Origin of the sequence: Arthrobacter sp. zg-Y1171, from assembly GCF_025244845.1 — a bacterium.
Lineage (GTDB): Bacteria > Actinomycetota > Actinomycetes > Actinomycetales > Micrococcaceae > Arthrobacter_B.
Genome location: NZ_CP104264.1, coordinates 1,381,842 through 1,398,475, shown reverse-complemented (window position 1 = coordinate 1,398,475; position 16,634 = coordinate 1,381,842). Strand labels below are relative to the sequence as shown.

Below are 16,634 nucleotides of genomic sequence, written 5' to 3'. Positions count from 1 at the left end.
CCACCCTAGGACATCAGCACCGCTCCCAGTGAGATTTCCCGCCCGCACCAGGCTGCGTCGGCCGGATTATGGGTTACCACCACCACTGCCTTGCCCTGCAGTCCGGATTTCAGGTCGGCCATCAGCTGCGCCCCCGCCTCCGCGTCCAGGTGGGCCGTGGGCTCATCCAGGAGCACGACGTCGGCCTCGGCGAGCAGCGCACGGGCCACGGCAAGCCGCTGGCGCTGGCCGCCGGAGAGGAAATGCCCGCCGGCGCCGATGGCTGTGTCCAGGCCCTCGGGCAGTGTGTCGAACAGCGGTCCCAGGCCCACAGCACGGAGCGAGCCGACCATTTCGGCTTCCGTCGGCGCGAGGGTGCGGTCACGGGCCAGGAGCAGGTTGCCGCGGAGGGTCGAGTCGAACAGGTGCGCCTCCTGCGGGCACCACGCCATCCGCCGGGCTGCCTGCGGGACCGACTGCGCAGGAACGCCGTTGATCAGATAGGTACCGCTTCGGGGCGGCAGGAAGCCGAGCAGCACGCCGAGCAGCGTGGATTTGCCGCTGCCGGAGGGACCGGTGACGGCCACCCACTCCCCCGCGGAGACCGTGAGGTCCACGCCGGTCAGCACATCTGCGGCAGCACCGGGATAGCGGTACCGGATGTTATCCAGTTCCAGCACCTGGACCTTGCCGAAGCTCTCCCGGGCAGCGGTTTCCCCGGCGGTGTCATCGGGCGCGACGTCTTCCGTGCCCAGATCCGGCAGCACCTTGTCCCCCAGGGTGCGCCACGCGGAGAACTGCTGGATGGAGCCGTTGACTGCCACGAAAGGCTCAATCAGCGCCAGCTGCACCAGGACCACCACCGCGGCCACGGTGGCCGGACCGTCCTGCGACGCGCTGATCATGTAGAGCGCTGCAAGGGAGCAGGCCAGGGCGGTGACGGCATTGGCCAGGCCCTGGGCCCAGGCACTGCGCCGGACAGCCCGGGCCGCGGCTGCTTCGAACTGCTCCTGGCGGGCCAGCACCGGCCCCGAGCTCGAATTGGCTTCCAGGTCGGAAGCAGCCGTGAGCAGGCGGGCCATGGAAGACATGGACCGGGCCTGCAGGTTCACGGTGGCTGCACGGGCAGCGGAATCGGCGAACAGTGCCAGCAGCGGCGCAATGACCATCCCCACCACGGTCAGCGCCACCTGCACCGCCAGGCCTTCCGGGACCAGCAGCCAGGTCACTACACAGGCAGCGACGGCGGTGAGCAGACCGGTCAGGGGTGCGAAGACCACCCGGGGCGCGATGTCCCGCAGCTCGTCCACGTCACCCACCAGGCGTTCGAGGGCACCCGAACCCCGCGCCACGCGGCGCCAGCCTTCGGGGCGCTGCAGCAGCCCGTTCCAGAGCCGGACCCGCAGCGTGTTGGTGGCCCGGAAGACGGCGTCGTGCAGGGAGAGGCGCTCCAGGTACCGCAGCAATGCCCGGCCGATGCCGAAGAACCGCACCCCGACAATCGCCATGAGCAGGTACAGGATCGGCGGCTGTTCCGCGGCACGCACGATCAGCCAGGCGGACAGGGCCGTCAGGGCGACGGCGAACATGGTGGCACCCGTGCCCAGCACCAGCGCCAGGACGAACTGCCTGCTCCACGGCTTCAGCACCATGAGGTTCTTCCACAGCGGCTCATGGCCCGACGCCGGCTCCGCGGCCGTGTCGGCTGCGGAGCCGCCGGATGCCGGGCCGTCGGCTTTCCCGGGACCGGCGCCGGCAGCAGCTGCCGGGCCGGAGCCGGCCGGAATCCTTACCGGGGCGCTGCGGGCAGCGGCGGCCAGGGATGCCGCATGCTTGCCCTTGACCCGTTCCCGGGGCAGGCTTCCGCCCGCCGCCCCTTCAACCGGAATCACCGTGTCAGCGATGGCTGCGGTGGCGGCGTCGTGGGCTACCAGCAGCACGGTGGTCCGCCCCCGCAGCGCGGCGAGGGCGGCACGGACGGCCGAGGCGCTGCGCGAATCGAGGTGTGCGGTCGGTTCATCCGCCAGCAGGATCCGGACGCCGGGATTCCCGTCGATGCGGGCCAGTGCCCGCGCCACGGCCACCCGGCGCTGCTCGCCCGGACTCAGGTCCGCGGTGGCGGAATCGAGCAGGTGCCCGGCGTCGATGCGTTCGAGTGCCCGGCGGGCGGCCGTGCGCCCCGCGTTGTCCGGGCTTTCGGCAGCGCCGGAACCGGTCACCGGTAGACCCGCGTAGAGGGCTATCTCCGCGGCAACGGTGTCCTCGACCAGGACGGGGTGCTGGGGTATCCACGCCTGCGTTTCGCGGCTGATGCCCTGCACGGTGCCGTCCAGCCGGGTGTCGCCGCCGTTCCGCCGGAGCCCGGCCAGGACTTCCAGCACGGAGGTTTTTCCCGCCCCGCTGGAACCGGTCAGGGCGGCAACGGCACCTGCCGGGACCGTGAAGCTGAGGTCCTCCACGGCAGGATGCGGCCGGCCTTCGTAGGCGATGGTCAGGTTCCTGACCACGAGCGCCGACCCGGCGGTTTCCTCAGCGGCGGCTGAAGCGTCCGCCAGCGGCACGGCCGCGGGTGCGTCCAGCACCGCGTTGGTCCGGTTCAGCGCTTCGAGGCCGTCCTCGCTGGCGTGGTGGGCGGTGCCCAGGTCACGCAGCGGCTGGTAGCACTCGGGTGCAAGGATCAGGGCCAGCAGCCCCAATTCCAGCGGCATGCCCCCGTGCACCAGCCGGACACCGATGAATACTGCCACCAGGGCCACCGAGATAGTGGCAATGAGTTCCAGCGCCAGCGAGGACATAAACGCCACCCGCAGGGTTGCCAGCGTTGTGGTGCGGTAGCGGTCGGCGACGTCGCGCAGTGCCCGGGTCTGCGCACGGGCACGGCCGAGGCCCACCAGCACGGGCAGGCCCTTGGCGAGCTCCAGCATGTTGTCCGAGAGCCGGTTCAGTGCGTCCACCGCGGCGGCGGTCTTGTCCTCGGTGTGCAGGCCGATCAGGATCATAAAGACCGGAATAAGTGGGACGGTCAGCACGATCGTGACGGCGCTGATCCAGTCCGCGGCGAGGATGCGGGCACCCACCAGCAGGGGGACGACGGCGCAGGTCACCAGTGCGGGCAGGTACTTGGAGTAGTAGTTGTCCAGCCCGTCCAACCCGCGGGTCAGCAGGACGCTCAGGGCGCCGCTGCCCATCCCCGGGACGGTGCCGCCGTCGGCCAGTACCCGCTCGGACAGCTGCCGGCGCAGTTCGTCCTTCACCCCCGCGGCCGCACGCTGGGCCACGGTGTCCTGGCCCCATACGGCCACGGACCGCAGCACGGCGCCGGCGGTGCCGAGCAGGAACACGCGGTTCCACTCCGGGCCGCCGGCGGCCAGGCCGGCGATGCCGCTGGCTACGGCGTCGGCCAGCAGCACCAGCCCCGCGGCCTTGATGGCTGCGAGCAGCCCGAGGAGGTACAGCGCGCGGCGGCTGGTGGCACTGACCGGAAGAATCGGCTTCACTGCGGTTTGAAACTGTGGGGGGCGGGGATGGACTCGGTGGTGACCCGCTTACGGAACACCCAATAGGTCCAGCCCTGGTACAGCACCACTACCGGCAGGCCGAACAGGGCCACCCAGCTCATGACCTTCAGGGCGTAGGGGGAAGCGGAGGCGTTTTCCACCGTCAGGTTCCACGCGGCATCCAGCGTGGAGGGCAGCACCACGGGGTACATGGAGGCGAAGATGGTCGCCGCTCCGGCCACCAGGAAGATCCCGAGGCTGATGAAGCTCAGGCCGTCACGGCCCCGGCGGGCGTAGAGCCAGGCCAGGAGGGCTCCCACCACGGCAATCACCAACAGGGGCAGGGTCTCCACCTTGGCGTTCATGATCTGCACAATGATGGCCCAGGCCGCCAAGGGCAGGATGCCCACGGGCAGCCAGCGCGTCACGATGCGCTTGGCGCGGTCACGGATCTGCCCGTCGGTCTTGAGCATCAGGAAAACGAGGGCGTGAACCAGGCAGAAGGCCACTACGGCCACTCCGCCCAGCACCGCGTACGGAGTCAGCCAGGCGAATGCCCCGCCCACGCGGTCGCCGTTCGCATTCAGCGGCAGGCCTGTGGTGGTCAGTCCGAGCGCGGCGCCGACGCCGAAGGCCGCCGCGAAGGAGCCCAGGGCCAGGCCCCAGTCCCAGCGGTTGCGCCAGCTGTCACTGTCATGCTTGCCGCGGTACTCGATGGACACGGCCCGGAAGATGAGCCCCAGCAGCACAATGACCAGGGGGATGTACAGGGCGGAGAACAGCGAGGCGTACCACATCGGGAACGCCGCGAAAGTCATTGCACCGACCGTGATCAGCCAGACTTCGTTGCCGTCCCACACGGGGCCGATGGTGTTCAGCAGTACCCGGCGGTCTTTCTCATCACGGGCCATCAGCTTCATAAGCATGCCGACCCCGAGGTCGAAGCCCTCCAGGAAAAGGTACCCGACCCATAGGAAGGCAATCACGATAAACCAGAACAGCGGTAGCGACATTACTTTCAGAGCTCCAGAAGTGCCGGTGTCCGGCAGATTGCAGGGTGGAGGACCCGGAGGGCGGCCGCGTGCACGGCCTCCCCCCGGGGCGCCTTAGTAGGCAAAGTCGAGGACATCATGCTTCTTCGTTCCTGGGCTGCCGTCCGGATCGCCGCCGGCGGAGTCCAGGCCGCCCGTGCCGCCGTCGTCGCCGCCCAGCAGGTCCGGCATCGCTGCCGGGACGCCGCCGCGGACGAACTTGAACAGCAGCCGCACCTCCACGATCAGCAGGGCCAGGTACACGACGGTGAAGGTGATGACGGAGAACAGCAGTTCCGCCATGCTCACACCCGGCGAGACGGCTGCTGCTGTGAACATGAAGACGCCGTCGGTACCGGTGGGGTTCGGAGCCACCACAAACGGCTGGCGGCCCATTTCGGTGAAGATCCAGCCTGCGGAGTTGGCGCCGAACGGTGCCAGGATGCCGAAGACGGCCAGGCGCATCAGCCACTTGGACTCGGGGACGGTGCCCTTGCGGACCGCCCACAGGGCATAGGCCGCGGCGACGGCGGCAACGCTGCCGAAGCCGATCATGATGCGGAAGCCCCAGTAGGTGACGGCGAAGTTCGGCGTGTAGTCGATTTCCATGCCGGAGTTGGTGCCGTACATTTCGTTGTCCGGCAGGTGGGTGCCGTAGGCGTCGCGGTACTCATCCAGCAGGGTGTTTACGCCCCGGATTTCGGTGTCGAAGTCGCCGTTGGCGAGGAAGGACAGCATGCCTGGAATTTCGACCAGGGTGTCCACGTCTTCACAGTTCTCCGCACCGGGGTCACCGATGGACAGGACTGAGAAGCCGGTGCCGTCATGGCACGCTGCCTCCGCAGCCGCCATCTTCATGGGCTGCTGCTCGAACATCAGCTTGCCCTGCAGGTCACCGCTGACGGCGACGCCGGCGAAGGAGATCATGGCGACGACGGCGCCGATGCGCAGGGACCGCAGCCACACGGTGTGGTCGGTCTTGTCACGGCCCGTTTCGGGCCGTTCGCCCACCACCACGTTGCCCTTGGCATCCACGGTGTCGATGCCGTCGCGGCGCCGCTTCCAGAGGTGGTACCAGGCGATGCCGAGCAGGAATCCGCCGGCAACGGCAAAGGCACCGAAGATTGTGTGCGGGAACGCGACGAGGAGGGTGTTGTTGGTCAGGACGGCCCAGATGTCGTTCATGACCGGGCGGCCGTCCACCATTTCCACGCCCACGGGGTGCTGCATCCAGGAGTTGGCGGCGAGGATGAAGTAGGCCGAGAGCATGGAGGCGAGCGTGGTGATCCAGATGCACGCCAGATGGATCTTCGGGGGCAACCTCTTCCAGCCGAAGATCCACAGTCCCAGGAACACTGATTCCGTGAAGAACGCCAACAGTGATTCCAGTGCCAGCGGGGCGCCGAAGACGTCGCCGACGAAGCGGCTGTACTCGCTCCAGGCCATCCCGAATTGGAACTCCTGAACCAGGCCGGTGGCCAGGCCCAGGATGAAGTTAATGAGGAACAGCTTGCCCCAGAACTTCGTCATTCGCAGGTACTGCTCTTTGCCGGTGCGCACCCAGGCTGTCTGCATGGCTGCCACCACAATCCCCAGCCCAATGGTCAGCGGGACCATGAGGAAGTGGTAGACGGTCGTGATGCCGAACTGCCACCGGGCGATATCCAGTGCTTCCACGCTTATGTCCTTCAGCTTGAGGAACGACTTCTACACGACATAGAATTCCTTACTTCTACACAGCGTAGAACAACTTTCGCAAGATTTCTACGTGATGTAGAACAAACGATCGAAACGCGGTACATTAGTAAGTCTGGACCCGACACGGGGGTCCGCGGGGGATCTCGATCGAAAAAGGATGCACATGGCAACGCTCGGTGAGTTGGAACGCGCAATGATGGATCTGCTCTGGGAATCAAACGAAGCAGCAACCGCCAATGAACTCCGCGAGAAACTCGCGCAGCGTGAGGATTCCGCTGACGGCAAGGGTCTCGCTGTCACCACCGTGCTGACCGTGCTCTCACGGCTGGAAAAGAAGTCGCTGGTCCAGCGTGAACGCGACATCCGCCCCCACCGCTACCGTGCCGTGACCAGCCGCGCCGAACACACGGCCGAACTCATGCATGAAGCCCTCGGCACCGCCAATGACCGCGAAGCCGTGCTGGCCCGGTTCGTCGGTTCCGTCTCCGACACCGAGGCTGAAATGCTGCGCAGGCTGCTCGGCGCCTAGGCACCGGCACCTGCGGTGTTCTGGGCGTCCTACGCTTTGGCGGCGCTGGCGATCGTGCTGGCGTGGCCCGTTCCGATTCTTCTCTCACGGGCAGCCTGGCCGGCCCGCTCCCCTTTCACCGCCATGGTCCTGTGGCAGGCGATAGCCCTTGCGGGCGGTCTGTCCATGATCGGAGCCATGCTGACCTGGGGCCTGGAGCCGCTCGGGGACAATCTCCTGGCCGGACTCCACGGCTTATGGCGCATCCTTCTGCAGGGCGCCCCGGCAAGCACCCTCGGACTGGTCCACGTTTTCGCGCTCAGCGCCGCAATGCTGCTCAGCGCCCACTTGGTGTTCACCCTGCTGCTGACGTACTACCGGATCCTCCGCGGCCGGCATCGGCACCGGGACATGCTCAACCTGCTCAGTTCCCCTTCCGCCGACACGCCTGCCACCCTGGTCATCCAGCATCCAACCCCGGTGGCCTACTGCCTGCCCGGCGGCGCGCGGTCCGTCACCGTCCTCTCCGACGGTCTGCTGAACATGCTCTCCGAGGATGAGCTTTCCGCGGTGCTCACCCATGAACGCGCGCATCTGGCCCAGCACCACCACCTGCTGCTGTGGGCCTTCGCGGCCTGGCGTGCGGCCCTGCCGTGGCTGCCGACATCGGTGCTGGCCCAGCACTCGGTGAACGAGCTGATCGAAATGCTCGCCGACGACGAGGCGCTGCGGAAGGTGGACCGGATGACGCTCGTCCGCGCCGTGGCAATTGTCGGGTCCGGGTCCCCCGCGGTACCCGGGGCACCGAAGTCCCCGGCCGTACAGCAGGACAGCCTGCGCGGCATGCCCCCGCTGGCTTTGGGTGCCCCCGAGGGGTCAGAGCCGCTGGGTATTGCCGGCAGGCTCAGCCGCTTGCTCACACCGCAGCCGCCCCTGCCCCGCTGGCAGCAGTGGAGCGTGCTGTGCCTCTCGGCCCTGCTGCTGGCGGTACCGACCACCCTGCTGATCGCCCCGGGGCTGCTGCAGGATTAGGCCGGGCCCGCCTCGTGAGATGCGGACCGCGGCCCACCGGCCTGCTTCCCCGGGCACGGGTCCCGGCTAGGCGTCGATCCGGTCCCGGTCCAGCATGGCCGCGCCGGCGATGATGAAGTCCTTGCGCGGCGCCACGTCGCTGCCCATCAGGAGTTCGAATGCCTGCTCGGCGGCAGCCGCCTCCGAAATCCGGACCCTCCGCAGGGTGCGGTGCCGGGGATCCATGGTGGTCTCGGCCAGCTGGCCCGCGTCCATCTCGCCCAGGCCCTTGTAGCGCTGGATCGGTTCCTTGTAGCGCTTGCCTTCCTTTTCCAGGCGGGCAAGGACCTGGTGCAGTTCCTTTTCGCTGTAGGTGTAGACCATCTCATTGCTCTTGGAGCCTGCGTTGATGACCTCCACCCGGTGCAGCGGCGGAACGGCCGCATAGACGCGTCCGGCGTCCACCAGCGGGCGCATGTAGCGGAAGAACAGCGTGAGCAGCAGGGTCCGGATATGGGCGCCGTCGACGTCTGCATCGGTCATGAAAATGACCTTGCCGTACCGGGCCGCGTCGAGCTGGAAGCTGCGGCCGGAACCGGCCCCCACCACCTGGATCAGCGCCGCGCACTCGGCATTGGACAGCATGTCCGCCACCGACGCCTTCTGCACGTTCAGGATCTTGCCGCGGATGGGCAGCAGCGCCTGGTAGTCCGAGGACCGGGCAAGTTTGGCCGTGCCCAGGGCGCTGTCGCCTTCCACGATGAACAGTTCAGAGCGTTCCTGGTCATCGATCCGGCAGTCCGCCAGCTTGGCGGGCATGGTGGAGGTTTCCAGCGCGTTCTTCCGGCGCTGGGTCTCCTTGTGCACCCGGGCGGAGATCCGGGACTTCATCTCCGCCACCACCTTTTCCAGCAGCTGCGAAGACTGTGCCTTGTCGGCGCGCGCCGTGGAGTTCAACCGGGCGGTGATTTCCTTCTCCACCACCTTGCTCACAATGGCCCTTACGGCGGAGGTGCCGAGGATTTCCTTGGTCTGGCCCTCGAACTGCGGTTCGGCGAGGCGGACCGTCAGCACAGCCGTGAGCCCGGCGAAAACGTCGTCCTTTTCGATCTTGTCGTTGCCGGCCTTGAGTTTGCGGGCGTTGGCTTCAATGACCTTGCGGAAGGTCTTGAGCAGGCCCTGCTCGAAGCCGGTCTGGTGCGTTCCGCCCTTGGGTGTGGCAATGATGTTCACGAACGAGCGGATATTGGTTTCGTAGCCGATCCCCCAGCGCAGGGCGATATCCACCTCCGCCTCGCGTTCAATCTCCGTGATCCGGCTATGTCCGCTTTCATCGAGTACGGGCACGGATTCCTTGAACTTGCCGGAACCGTGCAGGCGCCAGATATCGGTGACGGCGGCGTCGGCGGCCAGATAGTCGACGAACTCGGCGATCCCGCCGTCGTGATGGAAGACTTCCTCCACGGGACCGTTCTCGCCCGGGGTTCCGGGCAGGCGCCGTTCATCGCGCAGGGTGATGCGCAGCCCGGGGACCAGGAAGGAAGTCTGGCGGGCACGGGCCTGGAGTTCGGTGTAGGAGAACTTGGCGTCCGGCGTGAAGATCTGCCGGTCGGCCCAGTACCGGATGCGCGTGCCCGTGACGCCGCGCTTGGCCTTACCCACAACTTCAAGGCGCGAGCTGTCCAGGAACGGAGAGAACTTGGCCTCGGGGCCGGGCTTTCTGCCGGTGTCGTCGAAGTGCCCGGGCTCGCCGCGGCGGAAGGCCATCTGGTACGTCTTGCCCGCCCGGTCCACCTGCACGTCGAGTCGGGAGGAGAGGGCGTTGACCACGCTGGCGCCGACGCCGTGAAGGCCGCCGGAGGCAGCGTAGGACCCGCCGCCGAACTTGCCGCCGGCGTGGAGCTTGGTGAAGACGACTTCGACGCCGGAGAGCCCGGTTTTCGGTTCGATGTCCACCGGAATCCCGCGGCCGTCGTCGTGGATCTCCACGGAACCGTCCGGGTGGAGGATGATCTTGATGCTCTGCCCGAAGCCGGCGAGGGCTTCATCGACGGAGTTGTCGATGATTTCCCAGAGACAGTGCATCAGGCCGCGGGAGTCGGTGGACCCGATGTACATGCCGGGACGCTTGCGGACGGCTTCCAACCCTTCCAGGACGGAAAGGTGCCGGGCAGTGTAATCGGAACTAGGGGGCGCCACGTGCGTTGAAACTCCTTGGTGTCGGCTGTTTCGCCGGTAGGGATAGCCGGGAACAATCAGGAACTCCTACAAGGTTAATCCCCGGCGGTGACACTTCCGCTCAACGACTCAGTTGCGTGAGTTTGCCCACGGTGGCCGCGCCGAAAGGGTACGCGTAGAGCGAAAGGCGGGCCAACCTGCAAGGGACGGGGTGTCAAAGGTGGTTATATGAAGTATCAACACCCTTGAGGAGGCAACTCATGACAGCAGCAGTAGCAACCCGTGAGCTGAACAGCCTGGACCGCTGCGACCGTTGCGGCGCACAGGCATACGTACGTGCCGTACTGGAATCCTCCGGTGGGGAACTGCTTTTCTGCGGGCACCACGCCCGTGCGGTGGAGGCGAACCTCCGTCCGCTCACTTCGGAATGGCAGGACGAGACCTCGCGCCTGAACGAGAAGGCACCGGTTTCTGCAGAGTAAACACGCAGGCGCCTGAATGGTCAGCGAAGCCACGGAGTAAAGTCCGCGTCGACGCGGCGTACCAAGCTTGAAGAAGTCCCCTTCCGGATCGGAAGGGGACTTCTTTTTGTCCAGCTGCATCTTGGTCCGCCGGGGCGCACACAACAGCACCCCGACCGCAGACGCGGATCGGGGTGCTGTTGGTGAAGCGGATTGCCGGCGAACCGGCAGGTGTCTAGTCCAGGTAGTCCCGCAGGACCTGCGACCGCGACGGGTGGCGCAGCTTGGACATGGTCTTGGATTCGATCTGGCGGATCCGTTCACGGGTCACGCCGTAAACCTTGCCGATTTCGTCCAGGGTCTTCGGCTGGCCGTCGGTGAGGCCGAAACGCATGGCAACAACGCCGGCTTCGCGTTCGGACAGCGTGTCCAGCACTGAATGCAGCTGCTCCTGCAGCAGCGTGAAGCTGACTGCATCGGCGGGAACCACGGCTTCGGAATCCTCAATGAGGTCGCCGAACTCGGAGTCGCCGTCTTCACCCAGCGGGGTGTGCAGGGAGATCGGCTCACGGCCGTACTTCTGCACCTCGACGACCTTTTCAGGGGTCATGTCCAGTTCCAGTGCCAGCTCTTCCGGCGCGGGCTCGCGGCCCAGGTCCTGGAGCATCTGGCGCTGCACACGGGCCAGCTTGTTAATGACTTCCACCATGTGCACCGGGATGCGGATGGTGCGGGCCTGGTCTGCCATGGCGCGGGTGATGGCCTGGCGGATCCACCACGTTGCGTACGTGGAGAACTTGAAGCCCTTGGTGTAGTCGAACTTCTCTACGGCGCGGATGAGGCCAAGGTTGCCTTCCTGGATCAGGTCCAGGAAGAGCATGCCGCGGCCGGTGTAACGCTTGGCCAGCGACACTACGAGGCGCAGGTTGGCTTCGAGCAGGTGGTTCTTGGCGCGCTTGCCGTCATGGGAGACCCACTGAAGCTCACGCTTGAGCTTGGGATCCATGTCGGGATCCGCCGCCATCTTCTCTTCGGCGTACAGGCCGGCTTCGATCCGCAGTGCGAGGTCGACTTCCTGCTCGGCGTTCAGCAGGGCGACCTTACCGATCTGCTTCAGGTAGTCCTTGACCGGGTCGGCCGTGGCACCGGCGGAGACGACCTGCTGGGCAGGGGCGTCGTCGTCGTCGGCATCCGAGTACACGAAACCGGATCCGGTGGGTGCTGCTGCAGTGTCTGCACCTTCGACGGCGTCCGCGTCCGGCTCTACGTCGGCAGAGTCAACCTCTTCATCAACCTCGGCCTTGGCAGCCTTGGCGGTCTTCGCAGCGGTCTTTCGTCCAGCTGCAGTGGTGCCGGCCTTCGCCGGAGCCTTCCGGGCAGCCGGCTTGCGGGCCGTCTTGGCCGCGGTCTTTTCGCCGGAAGCAGCCTCCTTGTCGGCCACCGCTGACGGGGCCTCAGTTGCGGCAGTGCGCTTATTTGCAGTGTCAGTCTCTTCGACTGCAGTTGTCTTTCTCGGCGACACAGAAAACCTTTCATACGGCGGGTTGTGGCACCGCCATTGGGGGCAACACCACTATGACCCTGTCAAGTCCGTGATTCTATCCAAGTGTTTCGGTTTGGCTTGCTCTGAATAGAACACGCCGTGCCGGTGTATTGTTCCGCTGGCCACAAGGACTGGCAGTTCAAAGGACACTTGATACACGAACCCGACCGGGTCTCGGTTCCCATTGTCGCACGTTTTCCGTCCCGCCACAGCACCGGCGCACGTTATCGGCACACTCCGCGGGCCTGTTCCGCCATGCGGCTTTTCCCCGCCGGTTCTCTTTCAGCACCGGTTCATCGGGGTCTCGGGCCAGCCGTCCGCCGTGCCCGGCCACGACCCGTCCCGGGAGCCGGTCCAGTCCGGGAGGATTCCCGTACCCAGCAGTTCACGCAGCAGCAGCGCCAGGCGGTAGCCGGGGCACGCATCGAGCGCGTGCTGCAGATGGACGTGGGCACGCGAGCCGCGCCCCCTGGCCCACTCCATCCAGGCAAGCAGCGAAAGCAGCGCTGCCTTGGCATCTTCGTCCGCGGCGGGCACGAGGTCCGAGAAAACGGCGTACGCCCGGTCCAGCAGGCTCCAGTCCGGAGCATCCCCTCGGCCCACCAGGATGCTGCGGAAGTCCGCAGCTGCCTTGGACTGCCTTCGAGGGCGCGGCAGCAGGGGAACGACGCCGGATGCTGCCGCTCCGCGATCTGCGGAACCGGGAAGGACCACGGGGTGGACCTGCGGGCGGACCAGGCCGTTGGCCTCTGCGCCGTAAACGGCGGCGGCTTGGCCCGCAGCAGTCAGGACCAGCAGGGCATCACGGATCCCGCGGTCAGAGAGGCTCGCCAGGAGAAACCCGGCACATTCGGGATCGCGGTGCAACCGGTTCCGGGTACCGGCGAACGGCTCGAACGCGTCTTCCGCATACGGTTCAGCACCCGTATCGAGGACGCCGCCGGCAAAACAGTTTCCCCATAGCTCCAGGGTGCGGTGGAACTGGTCCCGTTCACACCAATGTGCACCCACCTGTTCCCCAAAGCGCGCCCGGCTGTCCGCAACCTCGCCCTTGTTGGGCCACTGCAGCGGGAAAGACTCCCCCACTGCCCTTTCCAGCGACGCGGCAAAGGCACTTCCCCGGTACACCAGTTCCGTGTTCAGCATGCTGTCCGCAATCTGCGACCTGGGCGCCCCCGGCCAGGGGCAGCAGTCCGGTTGGGTGCAGAAATAGTCCCGCCAGGTGTCCGGCCCGACCAGCCAGCCATCCTGCAGCGGGATGCCGGCGGCGGCCAGGTCCTTCCCAAGGCGGCGGACCAGCGGCCGGTAGGGCGGATGCGCCGGGTCCTTCCAGGGCCGGTCCGTATACAGTGCCAGCAGCACGCCGTCAGCCTCGGTGTCGGCGGCCATGAACCGGCAGGCCGCGGCAGCATAGGCGGCATTCGCTCCGGCTTTGGCTCCCGGCCCCGGAGGCAGGTCCAGCCGCAGCGTCGCACCGAGCCGGCCGCCGCATAATGCCATCAGCACCAGGGACTCGCGCGGCTCGAAGCCCAGCGTGTGGGGAACCAGGCTGAGGATGTCCGCCGGAGCGTTGATGCGGTAGGGGTTGCGCGGGGTGCCGTCGGCCGGTTCTGTGCTCATGGCCCAAGGGTCCCCGGGAATCCGCGGTCGCTGCAGAGCAGGCCCGGGGCCTGTGCATCCGGCGCCGGCTGAGCCGCAGCGTCGGCAGCCGTGGAGGAAGAGTGGAGGAAGAGTGGCCGGGTGCAACGCGGGCCGGCAGGCATGCCCGCCCGCCAGCCACGGAGGGGTCACTTCCAGCGGAAAACCTTCGCGGCCGGCACCGCGCATGCAACGGTCCAGACGAGCATCACGAGGAAGGGGGCAACCGTCACGGTTCCTCCGTACCAGGCGGCGGTCAGCGCCTGGGTCATGGCACCGAGCGGGGTGAAAGACGCAACCTGCCGGATTCCTTCCGGCATCAGCGGCCCGGGCGTCCATAACCCGGCGGTGAACATGCACCCCATAAACACCAGGAATCCGATGCCGTAGGCGTTCTGGGCGGTCCCGGCGAGGGCGGCAATGAGTGATCCCACGGCCATCATGGCAGCAACACCGAAAACCACCACGAGGACAACCACTCCGGGACTGCCCGGCATCCGGCTGTTAAAGACAACCCTGGCGAGCAGGACGGTGACGGTCACCGCAACGGCGAGCGCTGCGCCGCTGACGATCCATTGGGCAAACAGGATGCGGTGCGCGCCGACGGGCGTCACGCCCAGCCGGCGCAGCACGCCGGTCTCCCGGTAACCGCTGATCGCGGACGGGTAATTGGTCACCGCCACACTGGCCAGTGCCACCGCTATGGACAGCGGCACGAGCAGGTCGATGGGGCGCAGGGCCGCATAGACGGGATCCGTGCCTCCCAGCGGGACCCGCGTGTTGGGAATGACGAAGCCCTGGAGCAGCAGAATGGCCGAGGGCAGCACCAATGCCATGAAAATGCTCACCGGATTGCGCAGATACAGCGTCGCTTCCGTGCGCGTCAGGGCTCCCAGCGCCCGCATGCTCCACCTCTCCCCTTCAATCGGCTGCCGCCTGCTCGATGAAGGCCAGGTACGCATCCTCCAGAGCACCGGGCTCGGCGGCGTTCCTGCCGGAAACGGCGAGCAGTTCCGCCGGCGTGCCCACGAACCGTGTCCGGCCGGCGTCGATAATCGCCAAGCGGTCGCAGAGGCGTTCGACGTCGTCAAGGTAGTGGGTGACGAGGACAACCGTGATGCCGCCGTCCTTCACCCGTTGAATCAGCTGCCGCACATCGCGCCGGCCCTGCGGGTCCAGCCCCGTGGTCAACTCGTCGAACACGACGACGTCGGGATTGCCGATGAGCGCGAGGGCAATCGACAGGCGCTGCTTCTGCCCGCCGGAAAGCTTGCCGAAGGGGCGTTTGCGGTGTTCGTGCAGCCCGACGGTGCGCAGCAGCTCCGGCACATCGGCAGGCGCAGGGTAGAAAGCGGCAAACAGCCGCAGCGCCTCCTCCACGCGCAGGGCGGGAGGCAGGGCGGCGGCCTGGAGCTGATAGCCGACACGCTCACGCACGGTTGCCCGGTCAGCCGCGGGATCCACGCCCAGCACGGTGACGCGTCCGCCGTCGGGCCGCAACGTGCCGGCCACACACTCCACCGTGGTGGTCTTGCCGGCGCCGTTGGGACCGAGGATTCCGAAGGCTTCACCCGCGTCGATCGAAAAGGTGACGTCCTCGAGCGCCGCGATACGCCGGAACGCCTTGGATATCCCGCTCACGCTAACCACCGTGCCGGCAGGCACCTGTGCCCTGGTCATGCGGATCATTTTGGCGGCGGGGCCGCACAAGGGTCAAGGGTGAAGGGTGCCGCGCTGCTACTGCGGACCCTGACCGCCGCGTTCCCCGCGGCGGCGCTGCCGTTCGCGGGCCAGCGCTGCACGGAGCGGCGGCAGCGGGGATCCTTCATCGGCCAGCCGCGAGCGGATCAGCCCCCGGGTCCGGAGGATGCCCGCGACGCCTACCGCCATCACGGCAAACTGGACGGACAAGGCGATGCGGAAGGAGTCCAGGGCGTACAGGTTTCCCCCTGAAAAGCCGCTGTTGTTCAGCACGTCCAGCACCACGCCGATCAGGTACATGCTGACCAGCGAGGCAATGAAGCCGCCGATGTTCACAATCCCGGTGGCTGTTCCCAGCCGGGCGCTGGGGTTGTACGTCCGGGCAAAATCGAACCCGATCATGGAGCCGGGACCGCCGACGGCAAGCAGCGCCACGAGGAGGACCAACAGCCACAGCGGCGCCGGACCGGGATATAGCAGCACGGCCGCCCACCCGGCCGCCATGGCGCCGGCGATCAGCAGCACCATAGTCGACCGGCGCAGCGGATGCCTGCCAACCCAGGACCCCATCCACGGTCCGCAGACAATCGCGACCACCACGAAGAAGGTCATGAGGCCCGACGCGACGGCGGAAGACACGCCTTCGGCACTGACCAGGTACGGGAAGCCCCACATCATCACGAACACCGTGCCGGGGAACTGCACGGTGTAGTGGGTCCACATGCCCAGGCGCGTCCCGGGCTGGGCAAACGCCTCCGCCAGCGACGTGCCTGTCTGCCGCAGCGGCAGCGGGACGGGGGCTTCGCCGCCCTCGGGCCGGTTCCGCACGCAGGCCAGGGTCAGGACCAGGGCAAGCAGGGACAGCGAGGCCGCGGAGACAAACGCCGTGCTCCACCCGAAGTGGTGCAGCACATAGGCGAAAGGAATGGCGCTGGCAATCTGCCCCAGCTGGCCGACGATGCCGGTGTACTGGGTCAGGACGGGGATTTTCCTGCCGGAGAACCAGGCCGGAAGCAGCCGCAGCACGGAGATGAAGGTGAGGGCGTCGCCGGCGCCCACCAGGGAGCGCCCGAGGATGCCGGCGCCGACGGAATCGGCGGTAGCCAGCTGGAACTGTCCGGCAAGCATCAGTGCCGCTCCGCCGGCGATCAGCAGCCGCGGGCCGAAGCGGTCCACCAGCACCCCTACGGGTATCTGCAGCCCCGCATAGACCAGCAGCTGCACCACCGTAAAGACGGACAGGACGGACGCAGTCGCGGAGAAGCGTTCAGTGGCTTCGATGCCGGCCACGCCGAATGAGGTCCGCTGGGTCACCGCCACCATGTAGGCAAAGACGCCTACGCCCCAGACAATCCAGGCCCGTGTTCCGTTCACCGGCACACCTGCCCC

The 16,634-nt window shown here is 67.0% G+C and carries 12 protein-coding genes; 3 read left to right on the top strand and 9 right to left on the bottom strand.

Annotated elements, in window-relative coordinates; translation table 11 throughout:
• Positions 1-5 precede the first annotated feature (5 nt).
• From cydD to N2L00_RS06450, 3 genes are all read right to left on the bottom strand, one after another.
• The gene (gene cydD, locus N2L00_RS06460) at positions 6-3,476 is read right to left on the bottom strand and encodes a thiol reductant ABC exporter subunit CydD (RefSeq protein WP_255863233.1); all 3,471 of its coding nucleotides are present in this window, start codon (positions 3,474-3,476) and stop codon (positions 6-8) included.
• Positions 3,473-4,489, bottom strand: a complete 1,017-nt coding sequence (cydB, locus tag N2L00_RS06455) for a cytochrome d ubiquinol oxidase subunit II (RefSeq protein WP_255863234.1) — start codon at positions 4,487-4,489, stop codon at positions 3,473-3,475. Before cydB ends, cydD begins: the two co-directional genes overlap by 4 nt.
• A 93-nt stretch (positions 4,490-4,582) precedes the next feature.
• Entirely contained in the window at positions 4,583-6,184 is a 1,602-nt protein-coding gene (locus N2L00_RS06450) for a cytochrome ubiquinol oxidase subunit I (protein WP_255765864.1), read from the bottom strand.
• Between the two features lie 184 nt (positions 6,185-6,368).
• On the opposite strand from N2L00_RS06450, the gene N2L00_RS06445 reads away from it, so the two are divergent.
• Positions 6,369-6,734 (top strand): BlaI/MecI/CopY family transcriptional regulator, encoded by a 366-nt coding sequence (locus tag N2L00_RS06445; protein WP_255765863.1) that lies wholly within the window; start codon positions 6,369-6,371, stop codon positions 6,732-6,734.
• Between the two features lie 15 nt (positions 6,735-6,749).
• Complete coding sequence (locus N2L00_RS06440; RefSeq protein WP_255863235.1) at positions 6,750-7,745, top strand: M56 family metallopeptidase; 996 nt, start codon at positions 6,750-6,752, stop codon at positions 7,743-7,745.
• Positions 7,746-7,811: 66 nt separating this feature from the next.
• Here N2L00_RS06440 and N2L00_RS06435 read toward each other — a convergent pair whose 3' ends face one another.
• The gene (locus tag N2L00_RS06435; protein WP_255765861.1) at positions 7,812-9,923 is read right to left on the bottom strand and encodes a type IIA DNA topoisomerase subunit B; all 2,112 of its coding nucleotides are present in this window, start codon (positions 9,921-9,923) and stop codon (positions 7,812-7,814) included.
• Positions 9,924-10,162: 239 nt separating this feature from the next.
• On the opposite strand from N2L00_RS06435, the gene N2L00_RS06430 reads away from it, so the two are divergent.
• On the top strand, positions 10,163-10,384 hold the full coding sequence (locus tag N2L00_RS06430) for a hypothetical protein (RefSeq protein WP_146362357.1): 222 nt from the start codon (positions 10,163-10,165) through the stop codon (positions 10,382-10,384).
• 214 nt (positions 10,385-10,598) lie between these two features.
• On the opposite strand, the gene N2L00_RS06425 is transcribed toward N2L00_RS06430, so the two are convergent.
• From N2L00_RS06425 to N2L00_RS06405, 5 genes are all read right to left on the bottom strand, one after another.
• Positions 10,599-11,885: an RNA polymerase sigma factor gene (locus N2L00_RS06425; RefSeq protein ID WP_227922484.1), complete on the bottom strand. Its 1,287-nt coding sequence runs from the start codon at positions 11,883-11,885 to the stop codon at positions 10,599-10,601.
• A 303-nt stretch (positions 11,886-12,188) separates the two neighbouring features.
• Entirely contained in the window at positions 12,189-13,526 is a 1,338-nt protein-coding gene (locus N2L00_RS06420; protein ID WP_255863236.1) for a DUF4192 family protein, read from the bottom strand.
• Positions 13,527-13,693: 167 nt separating this feature from the next.
• Positions 13,694-14,449 carry an ABC transporter permease gene (locus tag N2L00_RS06415; protein ID WP_255863238.1) on the bottom strand — a complete coding sequence of 252 codons (756 nt, stop codon included), beginning with the start codon at positions 14,447-14,449 and terminating at the stop codon, positions 13,694-13,696.
• Between the two features lie 16 nt (positions 14,450-14,465).
• Positions 14,466-15,224 carry an ABC transporter ATP-binding protein gene (locus N2L00_RS06410; protein ID WP_255765858.1) on the bottom strand — a complete coding sequence of 253 codons (759 nt, stop codon included), beginning with the start codon at positions 15,222-15,224 and terminating at the stop codon, positions 14,466-14,468.
• 57 nt (positions 15,225-15,281) lie between these two features.
• Positions 15,282-16,619, bottom strand: a complete 1,338-nt coding sequence (locus N2L00_RS06405) for a nitrate/nitrite transporter (RefSeq protein ID WP_255863239.1) — start codon at positions 16,617-16,619, stop codon at positions 15,282-15,284.
• Positions 16,620-16,634 lie beyond the last annotated feature (15 nt).

Bases quoted from the DNA above. Each gene is read 5' to 3' on its own strand.
- cydB (WP_255863234.1), bottom strand. From the start codon at position 4,489: ATGTCGCTACCGCTGTTCTGGTTTATCGTGATTGCCTTCCTATGGGTC.
- N2L00_RS06445 (WP_255765863.1), top strand. From the start codon at position 6,369: ATGGCAACGCTCGGTGAGTTGGAACGCGCAATGATGGATCTGCTCTGG.
- N2L00_RS06430 (WP_146362357.1), top strand. From the start codon at position 10,163: ATGACAGCAGCAGTAGCAACCCGTGAGCTGAACAGCCTGGACCGCTGC.
- N2L00_RS06420 (WP_255863236.1), bottom strand. From the start codon at position 13,526: ATGAGCACAGAACCGGCCGACGGCACCCCGCGCAACCCCTACCGCATC.
- N2L00_RS06415 (WP_255863238.1), bottom strand. From the start codon at position 14,449: ATGCGGGCGCTGGGAGCCCTGACGCGCACGGAAGCGACGCTGTATCTG.
- N2L00_RS06410 (WP_255765858.1), bottom strand. From the start codon at position 15,224: ATGACCAGGGCACAGGTGCCTGCCGGCACGGTGGTTAGCGTGAGCGGG.